This is a genomic window from Variovorax sp. GW460-12-1-14-LB1 (genome assembly GCF_059423605.1).
The window spans coordinates 49264-75036 of record NZ_JBWKYF010000030.1; the positions used below are offsets into that span (position 1 = coordinate 49264).

20 protein-coding genes are annotated in these 25773 nt (G+C 68.3%); 6 read left to right on the forward strand and 14 right to left on the reverse strand.

Going from position 1 to position 25773, the window contains the following annotated elements; all coding sequences use genetic code 11:
- Positions 1-8 precede the first annotated feature (8 nt).
- The 12 genes from AC07Y4_RS16850 to AC07Y4_RS16905 form a co-directional block, all read right to left on the reverse strand.
- A complete protein-coding gene (locus AC07Y4_RS16850; RefSeq protein ID WP_070063431.1) occupies positions 9-737 on the reverse strand; it encodes an ABC transporter ATP-binding protein in 729 nt (242 codons plus the stop codon).
- A complete protein-coding gene (locus AC07Y4_RS16855) occupies positions 734-1489 on the reverse strand; it encodes an ABC transporter ATP-binding protein (RefSeq protein WP_095743273.1) in 756 nt (251 codons plus the stop codon). Before AC07Y4_RS16855 ends, AC07Y4_RS16850 begins: the two co-directional genes overlap by 4 nt.
- On the reverse strand, positions 1486-2481 hold the full coding sequence (locus tag AC07Y4_RS16860) for a branched-chain amino acid ABC transporter permease (protein ID WP_487848797.1): 996 nt from the start codon (positions 2479-2481) through the stop codon (positions 1486-1488). Before AC07Y4_RS16860 ends, AC07Y4_RS16855 begins: the two co-directional genes overlap by 4 nt.
- Complete coding sequence (locus tag AC07Y4_RS16865; protein WP_062476050.1) at positions 2478-3398, reverse strand: branched-chain amino acid ABC transporter permease; 921 nt, start codon at positions 3396-3398, stop codon at positions 2478-2480. The genes AC07Y4_RS16860 and AC07Y4_RS16865 overlap by 4 nt, the downstream gene beginning before the upstream one ends.
- Positions 3399-3414: 16 nt before the next feature.
- Positions 3415-4620 carry an ABC transporter substrate-binding protein gene (locus AC07Y4_RS16870; RefSeq protein WP_487848796.1) on the reverse strand — a complete coding sequence of 402 codons (1206 nt, stop codon included), beginning with the start codon at positions 4618-4620 and terminating at the stop codon, positions 3415-3417.
- A 157-nt stretch (positions 4621-4777) separates the two neighbouring features.
- A complete protein-coding gene (gene atpE, locus AC07Y4_RS16875) occupies positions 4778-5017 on the reverse strand; it encodes a F0F1 ATP synthase subunit C (RefSeq protein WP_062476044.1) in 240 nt (79 codons plus the stop codon).
- Positions 5018-5162: 145 nt separating this feature from the next.
- Positions 5163-9884: an Ig-like domain-containing protein gene (locus AC07Y4_RS16880; RefSeq protein ID WP_495274832.1), complete on the reverse strand. Its 4722-nt coding sequence runs from the start codon at positions 9882-9884 to the stop codon at positions 5163-5165.
- A 211-nt stretch (positions 9885-10095) separates the two neighbouring features.
- Complete coding sequence (locus AC07Y4_RS16885; protein ID WP_095950695.1) at positions 10096-10947, reverse strand: class I fructose-bisphosphate aldolase; 852 nt, start codon at positions 10945-10947, stop codon at positions 10096-10098.
- Positions 10948-10999: 52 nt separating this feature from the next.
- The gene (locus AC07Y4_RS16890) at positions 11000-11998 is read right to left on the reverse strand and encodes an aldo/keto reductase (protein ID WP_487848794.1); all 999 of its coding nucleotides are present in this window, start codon (positions 11996-11998) and stop codon (positions 11000-11002) included.
- Entirely contained in the window at positions 11995-13035 is a 1041-nt protein-coding gene (locus tag AC07Y4_RS16895; protein ID WP_070063424.1) for an ABC transporter permease, read from the reverse strand. The genes AC07Y4_RS16890 and AC07Y4_RS16895 overlap by 4 nt, the downstream gene beginning before the upstream one ends.
- Positions 13032-14564, reverse strand: coding sequence for a sugar ABC transporter ATP-binding protein (locus tag AC07Y4_RS16900; RefSeq protein WP_487848793.1), 1533 nt, complete (start codon positions 14562-14564; stop codon positions 13032-13034). The genes AC07Y4_RS16895 and AC07Y4_RS16900 overlap by 4 nt, the downstream gene beginning before the upstream one ends.
- The gene (locus AC07Y4_RS16905) at positions 14561-15607 is read right to left on the reverse strand and encodes a substrate-binding domain-containing protein (RefSeq protein WP_056584185.1); all 1047 of its coding nucleotides are present in this window, start codon (positions 15605-15607) and stop codon (positions 14561-14563) included. Before AC07Y4_RS16905 ends, AC07Y4_RS16900 begins: the two co-directional genes overlap by 4 nt.
- Positions 15608-15787: 180 nt before the next feature.
- Between AC07Y4_RS16905 and AC07Y4_RS16910 the strand changes: the two genes are divergently transcribed.
- The 3 genes from AC07Y4_RS16910 to AC07Y4_RS16920 are packed head-to-tail and all read left to right on the forward strand — an operon-like array spanning position 15788 to position 19810.
- On the forward strand, positions 15788-17275 hold the full coding sequence (locus AC07Y4_RS16910; protein WP_487848792.1) for an FGGY family carbohydrate kinase: 1488 nt from the start codon (positions 15788-15790) through the stop codon (positions 17273-17275).
- On the forward strand, positions 17272-19041 hold the full coding sequence (locus AC07Y4_RS16915) for a glycerol-3-phosphate dehydrogenase/oxidase (protein ID WP_487848791.1): 1770 nt from the start codon (positions 17272-17274) through the stop codon (positions 19039-19041). Before AC07Y4_RS16910 ends, AC07Y4_RS16915 begins: the two co-directional genes overlap by 4 nt.
- Before the next feature lies 1 nt (position 19042).
- A complete protein-coding gene (locus AC07Y4_RS16920; RefSeq protein WP_172438465.1) occupies positions 19043-19810 on the forward strand; it encodes a GntR family transcriptional regulator in 768 nt (255 codons plus the stop codon).
- A 2-nt stretch (positions 19811-19812) separates the two neighbouring features.
- On the opposite strand, the gene AC07Y4_RS16925 is transcribed toward AC07Y4_RS16920, so the two are convergent.
- Positions 19813-20712, reverse strand: a complete 900-nt coding sequence (locus AC07Y4_RS16925) for a DMT family transporter (RefSeq protein WP_487848790.1) — start codon at positions 20710-20712, stop codon at positions 19813-19815.
- Between the two features lie 103 nt (positions 20713-20815).
- Between AC07Y4_RS16925 and AC07Y4_RS16930 the strand changes: the two genes are divergently transcribed.
- Positions 20816-21586, forward strand: coding sequence for a hypothetical protein (locus tag AC07Y4_RS16930; RefSeq protein WP_095743281.1), 771 nt, complete (start codon positions 20816-20818; stop codon positions 21584-21586).
- Entirely contained in the window at positions 21583-22071 is a 489-nt protein-coding gene (locus AC07Y4_RS16935; RefSeq protein ID WP_095743282.1) for a type II toxin-antitoxin system VapC family toxin, read from the forward strand. Before AC07Y4_RS16930 ends, AC07Y4_RS16935 begins: the two co-directional genes overlap by 4 nt.
- 21 nt (positions 22072-22092) lie before the next feature.
- Here AC07Y4_RS16935 and uvrA read toward each other — a convergent pair whose 3' ends face one another.
- A complete protein-coding gene (gene uvrA / locus AC07Y4_RS16940; protein WP_487848789.1) occupies positions 22093-25155 on the reverse strand; it encodes an excinuclease ABC subunit UvrA in 3063 nt (1020 codons plus the stop codon).
- Between the two features lie 184 nt (positions 25156-25339).
- Here uvrA and ssb point away from each other — a divergent pair.
- On the forward strand, positions 25340-25773 hold a 434-nt coding region (gene ssb / locus AC07Y4_RS16945), incomplete at its 3' end, for a single-stranded DNA-binding protein (protein ID WP_495273744.1).

Genomic DNA, 25773 nt, shown 5'->3' on the forward strand with positions numbered 1-25773 from the left:
ACGCCGGCTCACACGCCCAGGTAGCGCGTCCACAGCGACCGGTCGGCGTCGAGCGCGGCCGAGTCGCCCTGCCACACCACGCGTCCGCGCTCGAGGATCACGTGGCGGTCGGCCAACGGCAGCAGGCGCTGCACGTACTTGTCGACCACCAGGATCGCTTCGCCTTCGGACTTCAGCGTGGCGATGCAGTGCCAGATCTCCTCGCGGATCACCGGCGCCAGGCCTTCGGTGGCTTCGTCCAGGATCAGCAGGCGCGGGTGCGTCGACAGCGCGCGCGCAATGGCCAGCATCTGCTGCTCGCCGCCCGAGAGCTGGTTGCCCGCGTTGGCCTTGCGTTCCGACAGGCGCGGAAAGAGCTTGTACAGCGCTTCCACGGTCCAGCGCGGCGCGCTGCCGGGGCGGGGCCGTGCGAAGGCGCGCAGGTGTTCGTCCACGCTGAGGTTGGGGAACACATGGCGCCCCTCGGGCACGATGGCCATGCCGCGCCGCGCGATGGCGTCGGGCCGGTGGCCGCCGATGGCCGCGCCGCAGAACTGCACGCCGCCGCGCATCGGCGCGATGGTGCCGGTCAGCACCTTCAGCAGCGTGCTCTTGCCCATGCCGTTGCGGCCCAGCAGCGCCATCACTTCGCCCGCGCCGACGCGCACGTCGATGCCGAACAGCACCTGGCTGGCGCCGTAGCCGGCTTCGATGGCGGTGGCCTCGAGCAGGGTGGATTTTGTGGTCGTCGTGCTCATGCGTGTCCTTCCGCTTCGGTGCCGAGGTACACGGCTTGCACATCGGGGTGGCCCCGCACTTCGTCGGCCGTGCCGCTCATCAGCACCTTGCCCTGCACCAGCACCGTGAGCCGGTTGGCAAGACGGAACACGGCGTCCATGTCGTGCTCGATGAGCAGGATGGCCATCGATTCGCGCAGCGATTCGATGAGATCGACCATGCGCGCCGACTCGTCGGGGCCCATGCCGGCCATCGGCTCGTCGAGCAGCAGCAGCTTGGGTTCGGCGGCCAGCGCCAAGGCCACGTCGAGTGCGCGCTGTGCGCCGTGCGGCAGCGTGCCCGCGATGCGGTGGCGCTCGCTGCCCAGGCCCACGCGGTCGGCCAGTGCGTGGGCGCGGTCGACCAGGTCGCGTTCCTTGGCGCGCGGCGCCAGGAAGCGCAGGCTGCTGCCCGCATGGGCCTGCGCCGCGAGCATCAGGTTGTCGTGCACCGTTTCCTTGGCGAACACGCGTGTCACCTGGAAGCAGCGCGACATGCCGGCGGCCACGCGCTGGTGGTCCTTGTAGGCCGTGATGTCCTGCCCGTCGAGCATCAGCCGGCCCGCGTCGGCCTCCAGCAGGCCGGTGATGAGGTTCACCAGCGTGGTCTTGCCCGCGCCGTTGGGACCGATGAGCGCATGCACCTCGCCGCGCTCCACCGTGAGGCTCACATGGTCGGTCGCCAGCAGGCCGCCGAAGCGCTTGACCAACCCTTCGATTCTGAAAAGGCTCATGGCTTGGCGCTCCCTGCGGCGCCTTGCGGCGTGACGGCGGCAGCAGCAGCGGCGGCCGTGCGGCGTTTCGTCGACAGTGCGGCCAGGCCGCGCGGGGCCCAGAGGGCGACGGCGATCAGCAGCAGGCCCAGCGGCATGTGCCAGTGCTCGGTGTGCTGCTTGAGCGCTTCCTCGAGCACCAGCCAGACCACGGCGCCCACCGGCCCGCCCCAGCTGCGGCCCAGGCCGCCGATGACGACCATCACCACCAGCGTGGCCGACTGCGTCCAGTGCATCGTGGCCGGGCTCACGAAGCCGTTGCCGCCGGCCAGCAGCGCGCCGGCCAGCCCGGCGATCGCGCCCGCGATGGCAAAGGCGACGAGCTGCAGTCGGAACACCGGGTAGCCCAGCGCGCGCATGCGCGTCTCGTTGTCGCGGATGCCCATCAGCGCATGGCCGAAGCGCGCCTGCGTGGCGCGGTGCAGCCACCACAGCGCGAGCGCCACCACCACGAGCACCACCCAGTAGAAGGTCGATTCGTTGCCCAGGTCCAGGCCCGGCAGCAGCGTGGGGCGCGACATCAGCGTGTAGCCGTCATCGCCGCCGTACTTGCGCAGCGACACGACGACGAAGTACAGCATCTGCGCAAAAGCCAGCGTGGTCATGATGAAGTACACGCCGCGCGTGCGCAGCGCCACCGTGCCGATCAGCGCGGCGACCAGGCCGGCCACCAGCGCGGCCATCGGCCACAGGATCCAGGCCGACATCACGCCGGCGTCGCTGAGCGCCACCACCGTGTAGGCGCCCATGCCGATGAAGCCCGCGTGCCCGAGCGCCACCATGCCGCCGAAGCCGAGGATGAAGTTCAGGCTCGCGGCGGCCAGTGCGACGACGAGCACGCGCCGCACGAAGCCGATGTAGAAGTCGAGCCCGAACAGCGGCGCGACCAGCGGAAAGGCCGCGAGCGCCACGAGGAGCAGCCCGAGGCCGAAGGTGCGTGACGAGGGTTTCATGCGCGGGCGGAGAAGAGGCCCGAGGGCCGGAAGATCAGGACGACGACCATGAGCGCGTACATCGCCACCTCGGCGAACAGCGGCCCCAGGTCGGCCGCCGTGGCGGGCGGCAGCGTGGCGCGCAGCAGCATCGGCACGAAGGCGCGGCCGATGGTGTCGACCACGCCGACCAGCAGCGCGGCCACGAAGGCGCCGCGCACCGACCCGATGCCGCCGATCACCAGCACCACCAGCGCCGGGATCAGGATGGCTTCGCCCATGCCCACCTGCACCGCAACGATCGGGCCCATGAGCGCGCCGGCCAGCGCGGCCAGCGCCGCGCCGAGCAGGAACACGCCGTTGAAGATGCGGCCCACGCGCACGCCCATCAGCTCGGCCATCGGCCGGTCGGACGCACCCGCGCGCACCCGCATGCCGATGCGCGTGTGGTTCACCAGCACGTACAGCGCCAGCGCCATCAGCAGGCCGCCCGCGAGCACCACGAGGCGGTACGAGGGGTAGGGCAGGCCGTCCATCAGCTCGACCGGGCCCGAGAGCGCGGCCGGCGTGGGCGCCATCACGGGCGAGGGGCCCCAGATCATCTTGACGATGTCGTCGGCCACCAGGATCACGCCGAAGGTGGCGAGCACCTGCGCCAGGTGGTCGCGCTTGTAGAGGCGGCGCATCAGCAGCACCTCGATGAGCAGCGCCACCACCACGGTGACGAGCACCGCCACGACGATGGCGGCGGCGAACGATCCGGTGCGCGTGTGCGCCTCGGCCGCCACGTAGGCGCCGGCCATGAACAGCGAGCCGTGCGCCAGGTTCAGCACGTCCATGATGCCGAACACCAGCGTGAGGCCCGCCGCCAGAAGAAAGAGCATCAGGCCGTAGCCGATGCCGTTGAGCAATTGCTCGAGGACGAGGATGCCGCTCATGGAAAGACGAGCCGCATCACTTCATTGCGCACTTGCTGGCGTAGCTGTCGCCGTAGCTTGTCAGCACGGTGTTGATCAGCTTGTTCGTCACCTTGCCTTGCGCGTCCTTGCCGATCACGCGCAGGTAGAAGTTCTCGATGGGGAAGTGGTTGTTCGCGTACTTGAAGGTGCCGCGCGTCGAGGCGTAGTTGGCCTTCTTCAGGGCGGCGACCACGGCGTCGCGGTTCTGCGCGTTGCCGCCCGATTGCTTCACGGCAGCGTCCATCGCGAGGATCGCGTCATAGGCCTGCGCGGCGTACACCGACGGGTAGCGGCCGTTGTATTCCTTGCGGAACGCAGCCACGAAGGCCTTGTTGGCGGCGTTGTCCAGGTCGTGCGCCCAGTGCGAGGTGTTGAACAGGCCGAGCATGGGCTCGCCCACGGCACCGATCACGTCCTCGTCGGCCGAGAAGCCGCTGGTCACGAGCGTGATGTCCTTCGACAGGCCCGCGCCCACGAACTGCTTGATGAAGTTGATGCCCATCGCGCCGGGCAGGAAGAAGTAGATCGAGTCGGGCTTGGCCGCGCGCAGCTGCGCGAGTTCGGCGGCATAGTCGATCTGGCCCAGCTTGGTGTACAGCTCGTCGGCCACCTGGCCCTTGAACTGGCGCTTGAAGCCGCCCAGGGCGTCCTTGCCGGCCGGGTAGTTGGGGGCGATGAGCACGATCTTCTTGAACGCGCGGTCCTGTGCGAACTTGCCGGCGGCCTCGTGGAACTGGTCGTTCTGGTAGGCGGTGCCGAAGAAGTAGGGGCTGCACTGCGCACCGGCGAACTGGCTCGGGCCGGCGTTGGCCGACAGGTACGGCACCTTGGCGTTGAACAGCGTCGGGCCCACGGCCAGCGCCACGTTGGAGCCGATGGGGCCGCTGAAGATGTCGATCTTGTCGCGCTGGATCATGCGGTCGACCAGCTGCTTGGCCTGGTCGGGGCTGCCGGCCATGTCGGCCTGCACGAACTCCACGTCCTGCCCGCCGAGCTTGCCGTTCAGCTGCTTGATGCCGAGCGCGAAGCCGTCACGCGCCTCGGCGCCCAACGCCGCGAAAGGCCCCGAGATGTCAAGGGCCAAACCCACCTTGACCGGTGCGGCCACGGCCGACACCGAGGCCCCGAGGGCGGCGCCGCACAGCAGCAGCGAGAGCAGGGTGCGCGGCAGCGCGGGCGATTTCAGGAACGTGGGGCGCATCGGGTTCTCCGGCTAGGGAAGGGTTGAGACAACTGAACTGTTGATAGTTAAATACTTTAGCCGTAAACAATTCGGTGTCAACGGTACTAGCACGAATGGTGCCAGTGAACCGTGTCGCCTTCGCCGCGCCGGACCCTCGCGAAAGGTTACGCAAACGTCAACCGAACGGACTTGCGGTGGCGAACCAGAGGCCGATGCCGGTCGCGATGATGAAGGCCCCGTCGGTCACGCCGGCGACCAGGAAGAACTTGGTCTGCAGCGTGTCGACCAGCTCGGGCTGGCGCGTCGTCCCTTCGAGAAACTTTTGGCCCACCAGCGCGATGCCGATGCACGAACCCAGTGCGGCAATGCCGATCAGCAGGGCAACGGCGAGCGGGAGGATGTTGAAGCCGGTCATGGTTTTTTCTCCTGGTTGATGAATCGATGGACCCACTGTTCCAGAACGGGTGCATCGAATCCATGACGCGGGAGGTCATGCGCCAGACGAAAAAAAGGCCGGCCGTCGAAACGGCCGGCCTGGGCTCAGGCGCGAAGCGGGGTGCTTACGGCAGCTGTGTCCAGTTCTGGTTGTTGCCGCCGTTGCAGGTCCAGGTGATCAGCGCCGTGTCCTGCGTGGTCGAGCCGTTCGGCACGTCCAGGCACGAGCCCGAGGCGCGGTTGCGCACCGTGCCGCCCACCAGGCTCCACTGCGCCGTGTTGCCCGACGAGCAGGCCACCTGCACCACGGCCGCGTTCGTGGTCGCCGTGCCGTTCTGTGCCAGGCACAGGCCGCTGTGCTCGGCGATGAACTGCACGTAGCCGCCGGTGACGGGCGTCATCGTGAACTTCTCGTTGCCCGCGTTGCCGCACGGCCATTGCACCGCCGTCGCGCCGCTGGTGGTCGATGCGCCCTTGATGTTCACGCACATCGTCGGGTTGAGGTCGGAGCGCAGCCGCGTGACCACCGCCGGGGCGGTGTCCTGCGAGCGCACGTACTCGCGCAGCGCCACCACGTCGTTCGCCGGCAGGCTGGAGGCGTTGCCGTGGCCGCCCGTGAGCAGGTCCTGCAGCGTGGCCGCCTGGCCGTTGTGGAAGAACGCGGTGGTGTTCCAGGTGCCCGACAGGGTCGGCGTGTCGAAGCCCACGCCCGCCAGCGGCTGGTTGCTGCCCTTGCCCGACGAGGCCTGGATGGTCCCCACGTCGTGCCGCAGGCCGTCGCGGAAGGTGGCGCCCGTGTGGCAGGTGGCGCACTGGGCCGTGTTGAACACGGTCTGTCCGCGCACCGCGTCCACGCTCAGGCTGCCGTCCGCGGCGCGTGCCGGGCTGCGCATGTACTTGTTGAGCGAGCCCAGGTACACGGCCAGGTCGTCCAGCTGCGCGCTCTTGCCGGCCTTCGGGGCGCCCAGCGGGGCTTGCGTGGCGGCCCAGTCGGCATTGCTCAGGAAGCCCGTGCCGCCGAACTCGTTGCGGATGTCGTTCTCGAAGTCCTGCACCTCGTCGAAGTTGGCCGTCCAGTGCAGCTTGCCGTGGCTGGTGCCGCGCCGCCCTTGCAGGCTGATGGTGCGGCGCAGGCCTTCGCCGCGCTGGGTGAAGTCCCACACCATGCCGTCATCGCCGCCGTCCGCGTGGCAGCTGGCGCAGGAGATGTAGTTGTCCTTGCTCATGCGCCGGTCGGCCGCGTTGTAGAACACCTGCTTGCCGCGCAGCGCCGCGGCCGCCATCGGCTCCTGCGCCACGGTGGCCACGTTCTGCAGGAAGATCGCCGCGTTGGTCTCGGCCGACAGCACCTTCGCCACGTCGTGCACCGACACCGAGCGCGCCAGGAAGTTGTTCACGAACAACCGCTTGCGCGCCGCGTCCAGGTACAGGCCGTGGGGGGCGCTGCTGGCGTTGATCTCGCCGCGAATCGCGCGGGTGTAGCTGTCGACGATGGCGACGCGGTTGCCTTCCATCTGCGCCACGAACAGGTAGTCGCCGGCGGGCGAGTACAGCGCGGCGCGCGCGGGGGCGCGGTCGTCGAAGTCGATCTGCTCGGAGAACACCTCGGCGGCGTTTTGCAGGTTCACCTGCGACAGGATGGAGCGCACCGTCTGGTCGTGCGGCAGGTCCTTGCCGTCGCGGAAGCGGCCGCGCACGATGTTGTCCTTCTTCGAAGGCAGCACGGCACGCGAACCATCGGGCGAGATCACCACCTGGCTCAGGTAGTTGGCCACGCCGCGCGCGCGGCTCTCGGTGTCGACGGTCGTGGTGTCCACCGGCAGCGGGATGGTCTGCAGCGCGGTCAGCGACTGCAGGTTCACCTTGTGCAGCTGGCCGCCCGTCATCTTCGACTTGAAGCGCGTGACGTAGGCCACCTGCGAGTCGGCGCTCACGGCGATGCCGCGCACGCCGCCCTCGAGCGCCAGCGCACCGGTGGTGGCGCCGTTGCTGGGGTCGAAGCTCATGAGCACCGACTTGCTTTCCAGCGTGAGCAGGCCCTTGGCGCCGTTGGGCGTGAAGGCCACGCCGTAGGGGCCGCTGCCGTAGGCCAGCGGGATCGACACCGACTGCGAGCCGTCGGCGGCGTTGAGCGCCACCAGCTTGTCCTCGCCCTGCACCGCGACCCAGATGCGGCCGTCGGGGCCCACGGCCAGCGTCTTGGCTTCGTCGCCGACGCGCACTTCCCACAGCTTGGCAAGGGTCTGCGCGTCGATGGCGGCCACCGTGCCGCTGTCGGGGTTCACCGAGTACACCCGGCTCGCATCGCCCGCGATGTTGGTCGTGTGCGTGGGCGCGGTCGCGGTGACCGGCGCGATGACGGTCACGTTGTAGGTGTAGTAGGTCTCGCGGCCGCTGCTGTCCTTCACCGTCAGGGTCACCGTGTAGTGGCCGGGGGTGGTGTAGGTGTAGCTCGTGTTCGGCTGGTTCGAGAACGCCGTCTGCGTGCCGTTGCCGAAGTTCCAGCGGAACTGCACGCCGCTGGCGCCGAGCGTCGCGGGGTTGAAGCTCAGCTGGCCGTTGACCAGCTTGGGCCCGCCGCCCAGGCCCGGGTCGCCGATGATGGCCTGGCCGCGCAGCGTGTCCACCTCGGCCTGGCCGAGCACGCGGCCGTACACGCGCACCTCGGCCAGCGTGCCCTTGAAGAGCGCGGTGTTGCCCTGGATCTGGCCCATGACCTGGAACTTGGTCGACAGGCCCTTGGTGCCGGTCGGGCCGGTCGAGGTGGTCTTCACGCCGTCGACGTACACCGCCTGCGCGCCGGAGGCCGCGTCGCGCGTGAGCACCACGTGGTGCCAGTTGCCGTCGTTCACGGCCGCGGTGGAGGTGGTGCCGCCGTCGTTGCCCACCGAGAGCTTGATGCGCCCGCCGGTGTCCAGCCAGCCCCAGAACACGTCGTCGGTGCCGCCCGACTGGTCGCGTCCGAAGATGCCGGGCGCGGTCCACGAGTTGGCGGCGCCGGCCTGCGTGGTCTTCATGTAGAAGCTCAGCGAGGCCGTGCCGCCCAGTGCGCTGGCCACGGTGTCGTTCTTCAGCGGCACGCCGGCGGTGCGGTTCGCGAAGTTCAGGCCGATGCTTTCGAACGCGTCGCCGGTGGCGGGCGTGCCGTTGTTGGCGCCGATCTGGTCGCCCAGGTTGCCCGTCAGCGGCCAGTGGTGCATCAGGTTGATGTCGCTGGCGTTGCCGGTGTTGAAGGTGGAGCGGTAGTCGGCGCCGATGGCGTTGCCCGCATAGTCCTTCACGCCGTTGGCCGGCAGGAACACCTCATAGCTGGTGCCCGGCAGCAGCGGCTGCGCGGGATGGAAGTTGACGATGCCCAGCTGCACGCTGTAGGTGCCCGCCAGCGTGTTGCCGCCCACCGGACGCACGATGAAGGTGTTGCTGTTCACGCTCTCCGGCAGGATGTTGTCGGTCATGCCCAGGCCGATGCGCGAGCTGAGGGCCTGCTGCTTCGCACCGTTGGCGGGCGAGACCTGCTTCACTTCGGGCTTGGTGGTGTCGGGGTCCACCGCGTGCACGACGAAGCCGCTGCCAGAGCCGTGGTCGTTGCCCACGAAGACGAGGTTGCCGAACATCGCGACCTGGCCGTTGTCCGAGTGCGAGAAGTTCGGGTCGTCCTCGCGCAGGATGCTGCCGCGGCCCACTTCCACGTGGTTGAGCGGGTTGCTCACGTCCACCTTGTGGATGCGCGTCTGCGCGCCCTGGATGACGTAGTTGTCCTGCGTGGCGCAGTACAGCTGCTCGTCGATGACGAGCCGGTTGTCTTCGGCCACGAAGCGCGAGCGGTCGCTCAGGTCGTAGCTGTACATCTTGGCGCCGCTGCCGCGTGCCGACGCGTGCACGCTCTTGCCGTCGAAGCAGGTCGCGTAATAGAACGGCGTGGCGCCGGCGATGGAATCGAGCACCTTGGGGTTGAGCGGGTCGGAGATGTCCAGGCTCGCGAAACCGCCGTTGCTTTCCATCGCGGTCAGCACCATGTGGTTGCCCATCGTGAAGATCGGGCCGAGCCGGAAGCCGCCGAGTTCGCCGGTGGGCACCGGGTTGGGCTTGCCGGCGCCGCGGTTGGCGACCACCGCGTTCGCGGGGTCCGTCGCGTCGACGATGAACATGCCCCGGCCGGCCGAGGCCACGTACAGGTAGGGCGCCTGCCACCACAGCTGCCAGGACACGTTCTCGTAGTCGCCCGAGTTGACGCCGGGCAGCGCCAGCTTCTTCACCTGCTTGATGTCGTTGATGTCGGTGAAGTCCCAGAACTCGACGCCGTTGATGCTGGGCAACACCACGTAGGTCTTGCCGCCGATCTTCGCGGTGCCGAAGGAATGGGTCTCGCGGAATTCCTTGGTGCGACCACCCGAGGCGTCATCGGGCTCGTAGATCTTCTTGACGAGCCTGATCTGGCGCGGGTTCGACACGTCGTACAGCAGGAAGCCGCCGGGGCCGAGGCCGCTGTCCGGCGCGAAGGAGGTGAGGAAGTAGCCGTTGACCATGATGCCGGCGTTCATGCCGTAATCCTTGCGGCCCGGGTACGTGGCGGGCACGTCGCGCGCCTCGTAGGCGTCGCTGTGCGCCGGATCGAGCGGGTGCGCGGCGCTGGTGATCATCGACACCGGCTTGAACAGTTCCGCCGAGGTGTAGGTGAGGTTGCCCAGGCCCGGCCCCTGCAGCGGAAGCGGGTCGGCCACGACAGCGGCAGCCGCCGTGGCCATCTTGTTGAGGGTCGTCATCGGACTGACCCCGGTGATTGCCGCATGCGTCAGCAATGTGACGCACGGCACCAGGAACGCCATCAGGAAATACCGGATCTTCATCGTCGCCTCCAGGTTGTTTGAAGTTCGCAGGGAACCCTCTTGTCCTTGGTTCTCTCGAGTCACTCGGTCGCTTGCTGGGAAAGCGCACGCGCAGGCGCGCCCCCGGCGGGCAACGCATGCGTTGTCCGCCGTCCACTTCTTCTTCTGTCTTGCTCTCCCGCTGGTTGGCGCTGGTGCCTTCCGCGTGGAAGGCACCAGCGCCTGGGCGCTCTTACTTCACGCCGCCCGATTCGTAGATAGCCCAGGCCGCTTCGGCGCTGGCACCGTCGTGGATCATGGCCATCAGTGCGCTCACCACCGCCGAGGGATTGGCGTGCTGGTAGACGTTGCGGCCGTACACCATGCCGACGGCGCCCTGGTCCAGGAGCACGCGCGAACGCGCGAACACCTGCTGCAGGTCTTCGCGCCCGCCGCCGCGCACGAGCACGGGGCAGCGCGCGGCCTGCACCACGCGGTGGAAATCGGTGGCGTCGGTGGTGGGGTCGGCCTTGACGATGTCGGCGCCCATCTCGCGCGCCAGGCGCGTGAGCGTGACGATTTTTTCTGCGTCGCCATCGACCATGTAGCGGCTGGTGGCGGTGGGCGCCTGCATCACCAGCGGCTCGATCATGAGCGGCATGCCGTAGCGGTCGCAGTCGGCGCGCACGCGGGCGATGTTCTGCACGCACTGGCGGAACAGGTCGGGCTCGTCGGGCAGCATGAACAGGTTGACGACCACGCAGGCCGCGTCCCGCTGCACGGCGGGCAGCACGGGGTCGTCCTGGTTCTGCAGCACGGCCCACATCACGCGGTGGTGCACGGCGTTGTAGGGGTTGCCCATGTCCAGGCGCATCACCAGCGCGGGGCGATCGCGCCCGGGCCGGTCCTGCAGCAGGTCGGACTGCCCGTAGTTGAGCTGGATCGCATCGGGCTTCGCAGCCACGAGCTTGTCGATCACGCCGGGCATGTCCTCCAGGCCGTCCAGGAAGGTGGGTTCGTTGCACACGCCGTGGTCCAGGGCGATGTCCAGGCAGCGGCCGTTGTGCAGCAGGCGGTTGAGCCGCGCGGTCTTGTCTTTCGACATGAAGGAAGAACTCCGTGTTGAGGAAAAAGGAAGGGAGGAAAAAGGCGCGCGCTCAGGCGAGCGCGTCCAGGTGGCGCTTGGCCGCAGCGTCGATGAGCTGCAGCGCTTCGCCGTCGAGCACGACCGCGCCGGCGCCGGCGTTTTCAATGGCCTGCTGGCGCACGCGCGCACCGCACAGCGCCACCGAGACGGTGCCGCGTGCGACGGTCCAGGCGATCATCATCTGGCCGAACGAGCAGCCCAGGTGCGTGCGCAGCGGCTCCAGCGTGTCGAAGAAGGCCTTCAGCTTCGCGCGGTTGGCTTCGCTGAAACGCGGGTTCGTGGCGCGCTGGTCGTCGCCCTTGAATTCGCGCGCGGGGTCGATGGGCCCGGCCAGCAGGCCCAGCGCCAGCGACGAATAGCCCAGCACCGCCACGTTGTGCTCGGCGCACAGCGGCGCCAGCGTGGTCTCGATGCCGCGGTCGATGAGGCTGTAGAGCTCCTGCGCCGCATCGACCGGGCCGTGCTTCAGGTACTCCGAAAGAATTTCGGGCGTCGCGTTGCTCACGCCGATGGCGCGGATCTTTCCCTGTTTCTTGAGGGCCAGCAGCGCGTCCATGGTCTCGGCCACGGGCGTCGTGTGGTCCTGCCAGTGCGTGATGTACAGGTCGATGTAGTCGGTCTGCAGGCGCTTCAGGCTCTCTTCGCATTCATGGAAGATCGAGTCGCGCCCGAGGTAGCGGTACACCGGGTGGCCGTCTTCCTCGAAGAAGTGCGTGCCCTGCTGCGTGTGCCACACCAGGCCGCACTTGGTGGCGATCACGGCCTCGTGGCGGCGGCCCTTGAGCGCGGTGCCGACGATGCTCTCGGAGCGGCCCAGGCCGTAGGCCGGTGCGGTGTCGATCAGGGTCACGCCCGCATCGAGCGAGGCCTGGATGGCGATCACGGCGGCGGCGTTGTCACCGCCGCCCCACATCCATCCGCCCATGGCCCAGGTGCCCAGGCCGATGGCCGAGCTTTCGATGCCCGAGGGGCCCAGGGTGGTCTTCTTCATCTGCGTTGCGTTGCTCATCGCTTGGTCTTTCTCGTGTTCAGGATGTGGTCGATGGTCACGGCCGCGAGCAGGATCAGGCCCTTGATCACGTCCTGCCAGTAAGGCGACACGTCGAGCAGGATCAGCGAGCTGGTCACCACCGACAGCAGGGCCAGGCCGAGCACGGCGCCGAGCACGGTGCCCGAGCCGCCCTTGAGGCTGGCGCCGCCGATCACGGCCGCGGCAATCACGTTGAGTTCCATGCCCATGCCGAAGGTCGGCGTGGCGGCGCCGAAGCGCGCCGTGTAGATCACGCCGGCCAGGCCCGCCGAGGCGGAGCACAGCACCGTGACCCAGAACTTCACGCGGCCCACGCGGATGCCGGCGTACAGCGCGGCCTTCTCGTTGCTGCCGGTGTAGAACACGCGGCGCAGCAGGGTGGAGCGGCGCAGCACGAAGTCGCTCACGATCACGATGGCTAGGAAGATCAAGATGACAGCCGGCACGCCGAACAGCGTGCCCTGGCCGATGAACTTGAACTCGGCCGGCAGCGAGAACAGCGACTGCGGCGTGCCCTGCGTGAGCGCCAGGCACAGCCCGCGCACGATCACCATGAAGGCCAGCGAGGCGATGAAGTGGTTCAGCCCGATGCGCGTGACGCAGCCGCCGATCATGGCGCCGATGAGGCCGCTGGCGCCGATGGCCACCAGGCTCGCAAGCCACGGGTCCATGCCCATGAGAAAGAGCTTGCCGGTCACCACCATCGCGAAGCACACCACCGAGCCCACCGACAGGTCGATGCCGCCGACGATGAGCAAAATGGTCATGCCCACCACCACGATGCCTTCGATGGAGAAGGACAGCAGCATCGCGCGCACGTTGTCCCAGGTGAGGAAGTAGGGCGATGCGAAGCTCATCGCAACGCACAGCGCCACGATGATCAGCACCAGCCCGGCCTCGCGCATGCTCGTGAGCTTGTTGGCCTGCTTCACGGGGTCTCCTGTTCGGCGGGGTTGCAGGGAGCCGGCCGTGGCCGTGGCCGCGGCGCCTGCGTCGATTCTGGTCGGAAAGTTCATGCCATTGCCTCTTCGGGTTCGCAAAGTCCGGAGGCCAGCCGCAGCAGGGCTTCCTCCGTCATCTCGTCATGGGCCAGTTCGCCCGCCAATCGCCCTTCGCGGATCACCAGTGCGCGGTCGCACAGGCCGATGATCTCGGGCAGTTCGGAAGAGATCACCACCACGCCCACGCCCTGGTCGGCCAGGTCGCGCAGGATGTGGTGGATCTCGGATTTCGCGCCCACGTCCACGCCGCGCGTGGGCTCGTCCATCAGCAGCACCGCGGGCTGCGTGGCCAGCAGCTTGGCGATCGCCACCTTCTGCTGGTTGCCGCCCGACAGGCTGGACACCTCGATCGCCACGCCGTCCGACTTCAGGTTGAGCTTGGCGCCCAGCTGCACCGCGAGCCGGTGTTCGCTGGCGCGCTGCAGCAGGCCCAGGGCCGAGCTCACGCGGCGCAGCGCCATCGACGAGATGTTCTGCGCGATCGGCAGGTCGAGGAACACGCCGGCCGCCTTGCGGTCTTCGCTGAGGTAGGCAATGCCTTCGCGCAGCGCGTCGCTGTACTTGCGGATCGACAGCGTCTTGCCGTTCAGGCGCACGGCGCCGCGCCGCGCGGGGCGCAGGCCGCACACGGTCTCGGCCAGCTCGCTGCGCCCGGCGCCCATCAGGCCGGCAATGCCGAGGATCTCGCCACGCCGCAGCGTGAAGGAGATGCCGTGCACGCGCTCGTCGTCGGCGATGCCGTCGACTTCGAGCACGGGGCCGGCGTTCGCGTCGGCGGCGCCGGCTTGCTTGGGCGGGTAGTAGTTGCCCAGGTCGCGCCCGACCATGCGGCGCACCAGCTCGTCGGGCGTCATGCCTTCGAGCGGGCCGCTGTGCACGTTGCGTCCGTCGCGCAGCACGGTGGCGCGGTCGCAGTGCGTGAAGATCTCGGCCATGCGATGGCTGATGTAGATGATGCCGATGCCCTGCGCCTTGAGGTCGTGCAGCACGCGGAAGAGCGCGGCCGATTCGTTGTCGGTGAGGGCGGCGGTGGGTTCGTCGAGGATGAGCACCTTGCAGTCGAGCGTGAGCGCCTTGGCGATCTCCACCAGCTGCTGGCTCGAAATGCTCAGGTCGCGCACCAGCGCGGCCGGGTCGATGTCCTGGCCCAGGCGCGCCAGCACTGTCGCGGCGCGCGTGTTCAGCGCGGAGAAGTTCATCCACGCCTGCTTGCCGGCGTTGATCTCCGGCATGAAGATGTTCTCGGCCACGGTGGCGTCGGCGCACAGGGCGATTTCCTGGTGCACGAGGCCGATGCCCAGGCGCATGGCGTGGGCGGGGCCGTCGATGACGACCTTCTGGCCGCACAGCACGATCTCGCCTTCGTCGGGCTGGTGGATGCCGTCGATGATGTTCATCAGCGTCGACTTCCCCGCGCCGTTCTCGCCGCACAGGGCGTGGATCTCGCCGGCGAAGAGCGAGAAGTCCACGCCCGAGAGGGCGCGCGAAGCGCCGAAGCGCTTCGCGATGCCGCGCAGTTCAAGCAATGCGGCAGGGGTGCTCACTCGCCGATTCCCTTGGTGCCACGGCGGGCGAGGTACTTGTCCCAGTAGAAGTCGTCGGCGTTGGCCTTGCTGACCACGGCCAGTCCGTTGTCCAGGAAGGGCACCGACATCGGGTTGGTGCCGTTGCGCTTGGCGTCGTTCATCGGATCGATGAGGCCGGGGTTCTTGGCCAGGAACAGCATCATCATGCCCATGTAGCCCTGCATGCCCTGGTTCGGGTTGATGGCACCGAACACGTCGCCCGACTTGATCATGTCCAGGATCTTGGCGTTGACGTCGCAGCACATCACCTTGATGTTCTTCTTGGTCTCGACCTTGGCCTGCGCCGCGCCGAGCGCGGAGTTGGCCTCGGGCATGAACAGCGCGCCCAGGTTCGGGTTGGCCTGCGCCAGGCTCAGCACGGCCTGGTAGGCCTTGTTCGGGTCCTGGTTGCTGGCGGCGCGGCCGACCAGCTTCATGCCCGGGTGCTTGGCCTTCATGCGGTTGACGAAGGCGGCGATGCGGCGGTCGTGGTTGTCCTGGCCCGGGTTCTCGAGCACGGCGTACTCGCCCTTGCCGTTCAGCGACGCGGCGATGGCGTCGGCCGCCTGGTTGCCTTCGCGGTCGTTGTCGGAGGTGATGAACGAGGTGCGCTTGGAGTTGGGCGAGTCGGCCGCGAAGGTCACGACCGGGATGCCCATCGCGGCGGCGCGGTTGATGGGTTCGATGAACGGGTCGGGGTTCATCGGGTGCAGCAGGATGCCGGCGGGCTTGCGCGCCAGTTCCTGTTCGAACGATGCGAGCTGCTTGTTCACGTCGTACTCCGGCGTGCCGGTGTAGCGGGTGCGAACGCCCAGCGTGCGGCCGAGCTGCTTCATCATTTCGTAGACCGGGAACCAGTACTCGACGCCCGAGACCATCACGTTCATCACGTAGACGTCGCTGGCATTGCCGCGCAGGCCGGCACCTGCCGCGGGGGCTGCGGCTTGCTGTTGCGCGAACGCGCTCGCACCGGCCAGGCCGATACCGGCAGCGGCCGCGGACTTCAGGAAATTACGCCTCATTCTTTGTCTCCTCACGTTGACTGGCAGAGCTTTCGGCCCGCCGTTGCGTGGCGGACCTGTGGACCGTGGTGTCACGACAGTTGTTATGACAGGCTAGAATGTAATGGCGGGCCGTTTCTCCCGATAACTAGGGGAAACGCTACTGGTGACAGCCTTTTTTTCCGCCGAAGCTGTTATGACATGAAGACCAAAATACTGATCGGCATCGACATGGGCTCGAGCAGCCTGAAGGCGCTGGCCCTGGACGCGGGGAGCGGGCGCAGCCTGGCCGTGTCGCGCCTGCCCCTGCGGCATGCGCGGCTGCCCGGCGGCGGGTGCGAGGTGGGCGCGGCGGCGATCCGCGCGGGGCTGACCCACGTGCTCGGCGACGTGGCGCGCCAGCTCGGCCCGCGCGCGGCGGACGTGTGCGCCATCGGCTGCACCGGCCACGGGGCGGGCCTGTACGCGCTCGATGCACACAACGAACTCGTCGGCGGCCGCGCCGTCGCCTCCACCGACCAGCGCGCCGATGCGCGCGCACTCGCCCTCTCGGCGCGCCACGGCGACCGGCTGTTCGCGGACGTGGGCTGCCGCCCCTGGCCCGGCCAGCCCACGGTGATCGCGGCCGAGTTGCTGGGCGCCGACGCCGTGCAGCGCGGCGACCTGCACCGCCTGCTGTTCGCCAAGGACTACCTCGGCTTCCTGCTGACCGGCGAGATCGCCACCGACGCGAGCGACGCCAGCACCGCCGGCCTGCTCTCGCTGGCCACCGGCGACTGGTCGTCCCTGGCCTTCGAGCTCGCGGGCATCGACGGCCTCGGGCCGCGCGCCTTCGGTCCGCTGGTGCCCAGCGGCCAGACCATCGGCCGGCTGCGCGCGGCCGAGGCGGCGCTGTGCGGCCTGCCCACCGGCATTCCGGTGGCGATGGGCGCCATCGACCTGCTCGCCTCGATGACCGCCATCGGCGCCGAAGACCGCGGCCGCGCCGTGTCGGTGCTGGGCACGTGGTGCGTCAACGCCGTCATCGGCCCGGTGACCGAGCCGCAGCCCCAGGTCGCCGCGCTCGTCAACTTCGGCCGCACGCGCGAGCGCCTGTACATGGAGAACAGCCCCTCGTCGATGGCCAACATCGCGTGGCTGGCCGGCGCGCTCGGCCTGCCCGATGCGCGCGCCGTGGTCGACCTGGCCATGGGCGTGCCGCTCGGTGCGAACGGCCTGCGCTTCCTGCCTTTCATCAATGGTGGGGGCGGCATCACGGCCGGCTTCGTCGGGCTCAAGAGCCACCACACGCCCGCCGACATGGCGCGCGCCGTGGTCGATGCCGTGGCCGCGCTGCATGCGCGCCACACCGCGCGCCTGGCGTCGCAGGGTCTGCCGGTGTCGGCCTCCAGCGTGCTGGGCGGCGGCGCCAGCGATGCGCGCCTCGTGCGCCTGCTCGCGGCACTGCTGGGCCACCCGGTCGAGCGCTGCGCCGACGACGAAACCGGCGCGCGCGGCGCCGCCCTCTATGCCGCGATGTCGCAGGACCTCGACGACGCGGGGCCTGCCAGCCCGCTGCGCGCGCCCTGCGAACTCATCGAACCCGACGCGCGCGACGCGCGGGCCCATGCCGATTTCAACGCCGAATTCAACGAACTGATCGATCGCATGTTTCCTGTCTTCAACCATCTTTCGGGCGGTGCGTCATGAGCGCGTGGCAACTGCCTTTTGTCCGTCCGGCTTCGCTGGAGGGCCGCCACTTCTCGACGGTGATCGTCGGCGCCGGCATCAACGGCGTGGGCGTGTTCCGTGACCTGTCGCTGCAGCGCGTCGATTGCCTCATCGTCGACAAGGGCGACTTCGGCGCCGGCGCCAGCAGCGCGCCCTCGCGCATGATCCACGGCGGCCTGCGCTACCTGGAAAACGGCAGCTTCTCGCTGGTGGCCGAGGCCACGCGCGAGCGCAACCTGTTGCTGCGCAACGCGCCGCACCTGGTGCAGCCGCTGAAGACCGTGGTGCCGCTGTCGAGCTTCTTCGGCGGGCTGCTGAGCAGCGCGCTCAAGTTCTTCGGCCGCACGCCGCCGCAGCGCACGCGCGGCCTGCTGGCCGTGGCCGCGGGCCTGCGCCTGTACGACCTGCTGGGCCGCCGCCAGCGCGTGATGCCGGGCCACCGCATCAGCCGTGTGCCCACCAACGACCGCCGCCTGTTCCGCGCCGCCATCCGCTGGACCGCCACCTTCTTCGACGCCTGGATCAGCCATCCCGAGTGGCTGATCCTCGAACTGATCGGCGACGCCTGCCGCGACCAGCCGCGTTCGGCCGCGGCCAACTACTGCCGCGTGACGGGCTGCGCGGGCAACATCCTCACGCTGCGCGACGAGATCACCGGCGCGCTGGTGCGCGTCACGGCCGACACCGTGGTGAACGCCACCGGCGCCTGGCTCGACCGCAGCGCGGCCGTGCTCGGCGGTGCTGGCCCGCGCGTGATGGGCACCAAGGGCTCGCACCTCGTGCTCGACCACCCGGCGTTGCGCGACGCGCTCGACGGCCGCATGGCCTACTTCGAGGCGGTGGACGGGCGCGTGTGCATCGTCTATCCGTTTCTCGACCGTGTGCTGGTGGGCTCCACCGACATCCCGGTGGAAGACCCCGACCAGATCGTCACCGAGCCGGCCGAGATCGACTACCTGATCGACGTGCTGCGCGAGGTGTTCCCCAACATGGCCTTCGACCGCAATCATGTGATCTACACCTACGTCGGCGTGCGCCCGCTGGCGCGCTCCGACGCCGACAAGCCGGGCCAGATCTCGCGCGACCACTCGGTGGTGGTCGACCCGCCGAGCGCCACGCGCGACGTGCCCATCGTCGGCCTCGTGGGCGGCAAGTGGACCACCTTCCGCGCCCTGGCCGAAGAAGCCACCGACCACGTGCTGCGCCACCTGGGCCGCTCGCGCACAGCCTCGACCGAGTCGCTGCCCATCGGCGGCGGCGCCGAGCTGCCGGCCGACGCGGCCGCCACCGAGCGCTTCATCGACAAGATGACGGCCGGCTCGGGCCTGGGCCGCGCGCGTGCGCTGGGCCTGCTGCGCCGTTACGGCTCGAAGGCGCTGCCGCTGGCGCAGCGCCTCGCGGCCTCGGGCGACACGCCGCTGCGCCATGCGCCCGAGTACTCGGCGGCCGAACTCTCGTACCTGTGCATGGAGACCGGCGTCGTGCACCTGGACGACCTCGTGATCCGCCGCACGCTGCTGGCCATCCGCGGCCTGGTCACCGACGACGCGCTCGCCGAGATCGCCGGCGTGGCCGCCGAAGCCCTCGGCTGGGACGCGGCCCGCGCCCACCAGGAACTCAGCGCCTGCGCCGCCGCCCTGCGCGAGCGGCACGGCGTGCGCCTGCAGCCGGTGGCGGCCAATGAGCCGGCGCCTTCCGCTTTCGATGCATCATTGATGGCCAGCCCCGTCCTCGGCCCGACCTAACGTGACCCTTTCCACCGCCCCCGACACCGTGTCGACGACCTCGCTCGACCGCAACTCCGAATCGCCGCTGTGGGCGCAGTTCCGCGACGCCATCCGGCTGCAGATCCTGCAGGGCGTGCTGCCCATCGGCGCCAAGCTGCCGTCCGAGGCCGAGCTGGGCGAGCAGTTCGGCATCTCGCGCATCGTGGTGCGCGAGGCGCTGGCCGACCTGGTGCGCAACAACCTCATCTACAAGATCAAGGGACGTGGCGCCTTCGTGTCGGCGCGCGAGCGCGACGAAGATTTCGTCTCCACCGTGCTGGGCTTTTCCGACGAGATGGAGCGCAAGGGCCGCTCGGTGCGCACGCAGATCCTCGTGCAGGAACTGCGCGCCGCCACCGCGCAAGAAGCCGCCGCGCTGGGCCTCACCGAAGACGCGCAGGTGGTCGGCCTCAAGCGCCTGCGCAGCGTCGACGGCGAGCTGCGCCTCCTGGTCGAGACGGCCGTGCCGGCCGATCTGGCACCGGGCCTGCACCGCACGCGGCTGGACGACCGCTCGCTGTACGACGTGCTGCGCCGCCAGTACGGCGTGCGGCTGGTGCGCGCCGAACGCTGGATCGACGCCGTGCTGCCCGACGCCGAGACCTGCCGCCTGCTCGACCTGCCGCAGCCCGAGCCGCTGCTGCGCATCGAATCGATCGCCTACGGCGCCAACGGCCGGCCGCTGGAGCACTACCGCGCGCTGCACCGCTGCAAGACCAGCCGCCTGCACGTGCAGACGACGACCTGAGTTCAGGCCTTCGCGTTGCTGCTGCTGCTGCGCGAAGGCAAGAGCACCGAGGCGATGGCGACCATCATGAGCGCTACCGCCACCCAGTCCTGCCAGTGCACGACCTCGCCGAGCCACACGGCGCCGCTGAACACGCCGAGCACGGGGATGAACATCACGCTCAGGGTCGAGGCCACCGGCGGCAGGCCGCGTGCCAGGTAGAACCAGGCCGCGTGCGCGAAGCCGAAGATCAGCACCGCGTTGTAGGCGATCGATCCCCAGGTCACGGCGCCCGGCGAGCGCCATTGGTCGCGCTCGAACAGCAATGAGAGCACCGTCATCACCACGGCCGTCATGGCCGTCATCCAGAACGAGAGCGTGAGCGTGGGCAGGCCGATGCGCGTGTGGCGCAGCAGCTGCGTGCCCAGCGCCCAGGTGGCGGCGGCCACCAGCGCCAGCGCCACGTAGCCGGGGCGGCCGGCGAAGTCGGTGAGCTCGTGCCACAGCAGCAGCCCGACGCCGATGGCGCAGGCACCCACGCCGGTCCATGCGCGGCGCGTGAGCACGGCCGAGAACAGCAGCGCGCCGATGACGGCGGAGAACACCGGCATCGTGTAGCCCAGGATCGCGGCGCGCCCGCCCGAGAGCGCCTTCACCGCCAGGATGATGCAGGCGTGCCAGACGAACATGTTGGTCGCGCCCAGCCACACCAACTCGGGCCAGGCGCTGCGCGGCACGCGGAACGGCACCTTCATCACCACCAGCGCGATCGCCAGCACAGGCACGCCCAGCCAGATCGAAATCGCGCGGAAGGCCAGCGGTGGGTAGTCGGCCACGCCGAGTTTCATCACCGGCCAGTTGAAGCCCCACGCGAGGGTGAGGAGGACGAGCAGAACGAACTGGCGCGGCGTGAAGGAAGGCATGGGCCGCGATTGTGGCGCGGCCCGCGCATTCGTGCTGGCGGCAGCGTGGCTGTGCTTGGGGATGCCTATACACGGAAGCTGCTTGGACACCTAGAATGATCCGATGGAAGCGCAAGAGTTACTGATAGCGTTGCACGATGAGTCGGCTGGATATGAAATCTCGCCCGACAGAGTGCCGCTGTCCGTGTTGCGCAGCTTTGCCAAAGATGTGGATGAATTCCTGCGCGGAGACGGCAACGACGTCGATACCACCGCGCTTGATGTCTCTATTGAAAAGGGATCGTTGGCCTTTCGCACGGAACCAACGGCCAACCCTGTCTTGATGAACGACTTGCGCAAGCTAGCCAGCTCCCAGGAGATGGATGGTGTTGGACCGAAGCGACGCGCGGTGATGGAGCGGTGGCAGAAGAGTGCGCGTGGCAGTCGCCGTTGGCGAGTGAGCATTGCGGCAGACTTTCTCCCCACGGCCATCGTGGTCAGCGCTGAGTCCGATTTCAGAGCCGATGATGCCGACCAGTGGGTGCGCGTCGAACGCTATGTGCGCGGTGAGATTGAAGACATGGGCGGGCACGCAAAGCCGAATGCACACATTCGTCTGCCCGACGGCAAGGCGTTGTTGGTCGACGCCGCGCGTGAAATGCTTCGAGACGAAAAGGTCAATCGCCTCTACAAGCCGGCAATGATCAGGATCGTCGCAGAGTACAACGTTGTGACGCGCGAGTATCGGGGTGCCAGGCTGCTGGAGTTTGTCGAGCACGAAAGCCGGCTCCAACAGAAAGACCTTGACCGCCTGATTCAACGCGGCGCCAAGGCGTGGCGTGACGTACCCGATGCTGGAGTGTGGGTTGACGAGCTTCGGGGAAGCAAGGAGTGAGTGCGATCCTGCTCGATACGAGCTATCTGATTTCGCTGGCCGATCCGGCGCGCGCGCACCATCAAACGGCGGTCAGCTATCTTCGCGAAGCCTTGAAGCGTGGTGTTCCGCTTTACCTGTCGGCGATCGCTGCTTCGGAATTTCAGGTCAAGCAAGCAGTGACCGATTTGCCATTGCGTAATTTCGAAGTGCTGCCGTTCAATATCGACCACGCCATGATGGCGGGTCTGCTGATGCAGGATCTCCAGCGTGACGCCGGAGACGATCGCAGCGCTGTCAAAGACGACATCAAGCTGATCGCTCAAGCCATCTGCGAGTCGCTGACGCACGTCCTCACCGAGGACGCGCAGACTTTAGTGAAGTATCTGGATCGGCTGAACAAGGCGGGCACCAGCAGCGTGAAGCCGATCTTGCTGGCGGATGGCTTTGACACCGCTTGGTTCGAGAACGGACAGCGAGGTTTGTTGGGCGACTCGAGCGATTGAGCGTTGCCGCTCAATCGGCTTTCAGTTCGTCAATAGCCGCTTCAGGTAGCGCCCCGTGTGGCTCGCCTCGTTCGCCGCGATGTCTTCCGGCGTGCCTTCGCCCACTACCGTGCCACCGCCGGCACCGCCCTCGGGGCCCATGTCGATGAGCCAATCCGCCGTCTTGATGACGTCCAGGTTGTGCTCGATGACGACGATGGTGTTGCCCGCGTCGCGCAGCTGGTGCAGCACCTTGAGCAGCAGTTCGATGTCCGCGAAGTGCAGGCCGGTGGTCGGCTCGTCGAGGATGTAGAGCGTGCGGCCCGTGTCGCGCTTGCTCAGTTCGAGCGCGAGCTTCACGCGTTGCGCCTCGCCGCCCGAGAGCGTGGTGGCCGACTGGCCGAGCTTGATGTAGGAGAGGCCCACGTCCAGCAGCGTGCGCAGCTTGCGCTCGATGGTCGGCACGGCTTTCAGGAACTCGTGCGCGGTCTCGACCGTCATCTCGAGGATTTGCGCGATGTTCCGGCCCTTGTACTGGACCTCGAGCGTCTCGCGGTTGTAGCGCTGGCCGTGGCAGACCTCGCAGGGCACGTACACGTCGGGCAAAAAGTGCATCTCGACCTTCACCACGCCGTCGCCCTGGCAGGCCTCGCAGCGCCCGCCCGCCACGTTGAAGCTGAAGCGGCCCGGGCCGTAGCCGCGCTCGCGCGCGGTGTTGGTCTCGGCCATCAGCTCGCGGATCGGCGTGAACAGGCCGGTGTAGGTGGCCGGGTTGCTGCGCGGCGTGCGGCCGATGGGGCTCTGGTCGACGTTGATGACCTTGTCGAAGTACTCGATGCCTTCGACCGACTCGTGCGCGGCCGGTTCTTCGTGCGCGCGGTACAGCGTGCGCGCCACGGCGGTGTAGAGCGTGTCGTTCACCAGCGTCGACTTGCCCGAGCCCGACACGCCGGTCACGCAGGTCAAGAGGCCCACGGGGAAGGCCACGCTCACGTTCTTCAGGTTGTTGCCGGTGGCGCCGACCACGCGGATCTCCTGCAGGTCGGTCTGCGAAGCCAGATGGGCCGCCTCGCGCGCCGCGCGGCGTTCGGCCGCGGGGCTCTGCGGAAAGCGCGAGGGCTTCTTGCCTTCGTTGAAGGCCGGCTTCTTCACGGCCGGCAGCCAGGCGGTGCGGTGCTTGGGCACCTCGATCTTCTTCACGCCCGAGAGGTACTGGCCGGTGAGCGACTCGGGGTTGGCCGACACCTGGGCGTAGGTGCCCTGCGCCATCACGCGCCCGCCGTGCACGCCGGCGCCGGGGCCCATGTCGATCACGTGGTCGGCGGCGTGGATCATGTCCTCGTCGTGCTCGACCACGATCACGCTGTTGCCGATGTCGCGCAGGTGTTTGAGCGTGCCGATGAGGCGGTCGTTGTCGCGCTGGTGCAGGCCGATGCTGGGCTCGTCGAGCACGTACATCACGCCCGTGAGGCCCGAACCGATTTGCGACGCGAGGCGGATGCGTTGCGCCTCGCCGCCCGACAGGGTTTCGGCGCTGCGGTCCAGGCTCAGGTAGTTGAGGCCCACGTCGTTGAGGAATTTCAGGCGCAGGCCGATCTCGCGCACCACCTTGTCGGCGATGTCGGCCTTGGCGCCGCGCAGCTTGAGCGTGCTGAACCAGGCGTAGGCGTCGCGCAGCGTGAGGTGGCTCAGCTCGAAGATGGCCATGCGCGGCGGCTCGCCGCCGTTCGCGCCCACGTGCCCGGCGTCGTCCACCAGGAACACGTTGCGCGCCTCGCGCCGCAGCCGCGAGCCGCCGCAGTCGGGGCAGGGCTGCTGGTTGCGAAAGCGCGCGAGGTCTTCGCGCACCATCACCGAGTCGGTCTCGCGGTAGCGCCGCGTCATGTTCGGGATGATCCCCTCGAAGGGGTGCTTCTTCGTGAGCTTCTTGCCCGCGAAGTTGCCCGATTCCATGGTGTAGTTGAACTTGATCTCTTCGCCGCCCGAGCCGTGCAGCAGCGTCTGCTGCACCGAGGCCGGCAGCGACTCGAAGGGCGCGTCGACGTCGAACTTGTAGTGCTTGGCCACGCTCTCGACCATGCTGAAGTAGTAGCCGTTGCGGCGGTCCCAGCCCTTGATGGCGCCGCTGGCGATCGACAGCGACGGAAACGCCACCACGCGCACCGGGTCGAACACCTCGCGGTGGCCCAGGCCGTCGCAGCTCGGGCAAGCGCCCACGGGCGAGTTGAACGAGAACAGGCGCGGTTCGAGCTCCGACAGCGAGTAGTGGCAGATCGGGCAGGCGAACTTGGCGTTGAACAGGTGTTCCTTGTCGGGCGCACCCTCGGCGCCCAGCTCCAGCGCAATGGCGCGGCCTTCGGCCAGGCGCAGCGCGGCCTCGAAGCTCTCGGCCAGGCGCTGCTGCATGTCGGGGCGCGCGCGCAGGCGGTCGATGACCACGTCGATGTCGTGCTTCTCGGTCTTCTTGAGCTTGGGCAGGTCGTTGTATTCGTAGGTCTGCCCGTCGACGCGAAAGCGCACGTAGCCGGCGGCCTGCATCTCGGTGAAGAGCTCGAGGAATTCGCCCTTTTTCTCGCGCGCCACGGGCGCCAGGATCATCAGCCGGGGCTCGTCGGGCAGGGCCAGCACCGCGTCGACCATCTGCGACACCGTCTGCGCCTGCAGCGGCAGGTGGTGGTCGGGGCAGAAGGGCGTGCCGGCGCGGGCGTACAAGAGGCGCAGGTAGTCGTGGATCTCGGTCACCGTGCCCACGGTGGAACGCGGGTTGTGGCTGGTGGCCTTCTGCTCGATGCTGATCGCGGGCGACAGGCCCTCGATCACATCGACATCGGGCTTGTCCATGAGCTGCAGGAACTGCCGCGCATAGGCCGAGAGGCTTTCCACGTAGCGCCGCTGCCCCTCGGCATACAGCGTGTCGAACGCCAGGCTCGACTTGCCCGAGCCCGACAGGCCGGTGATCACCACCAGCTTGTTGCGCGGGATGTCGAGATCGACGTTCTTCAGGTTGTGGGTGCGCGCGCCGCGGATGCTGATGCGCTGCTGGGCGAGCAGGGCGCCAAGGTAGGCGTCACGCTCCGGGGTGTCTTCAGTGGTGGGTGAATTCAAGGGGTGCGGTCGTCCGAGGGCAACCGGACATGATAGAGGCGCCGGCTCCGCCTGTCATGACCAGGGGATGGACGGCGGCGGACGCCCCCGCCCAGGCCGGCCAGCGCCGGGCCGATCTCAGCTCAGGCAGAATGGAGGGTTCCTCTCAACCTCCTCCTTCATCTACTTATCAGGGGCAGTGCATATGGCATCGGTCAATAAAGTCATCGTCGTCGGCAACCTGGGGCGCGACCCCGAAATGCGGACCTTCCCGAGCGGCGATCAGGTCGCAAACGTCACCGTGGCCACCACCGATCGCTGGAAAGACAAGCAAAGCGGTGAGATGCGCGAAGCCACCGAATGGCACCGCATCGTGTTCAACGGCCGCCTGGCCGAAATCGCCGGCCAGTACCTGCGCAAGGGCTCGCAGGTGTATGTCGAAGGTTCGCTGCGCACGCGCAAGTGGACCGACAAGGACGGCATCGAAAAATACACCACCGAAATCCGCGCCGACCAGATGCAGATGCTGGGCAGCCGCCAGGGCCAGGGCGGTCCGTCGGGCGGTCCGGAAGACGACGGCGGCTACTCGCAAGGCGGGGGCGGCGGCGGTGGTTACTCGCAAGGTGGTGGTGGTGGCGG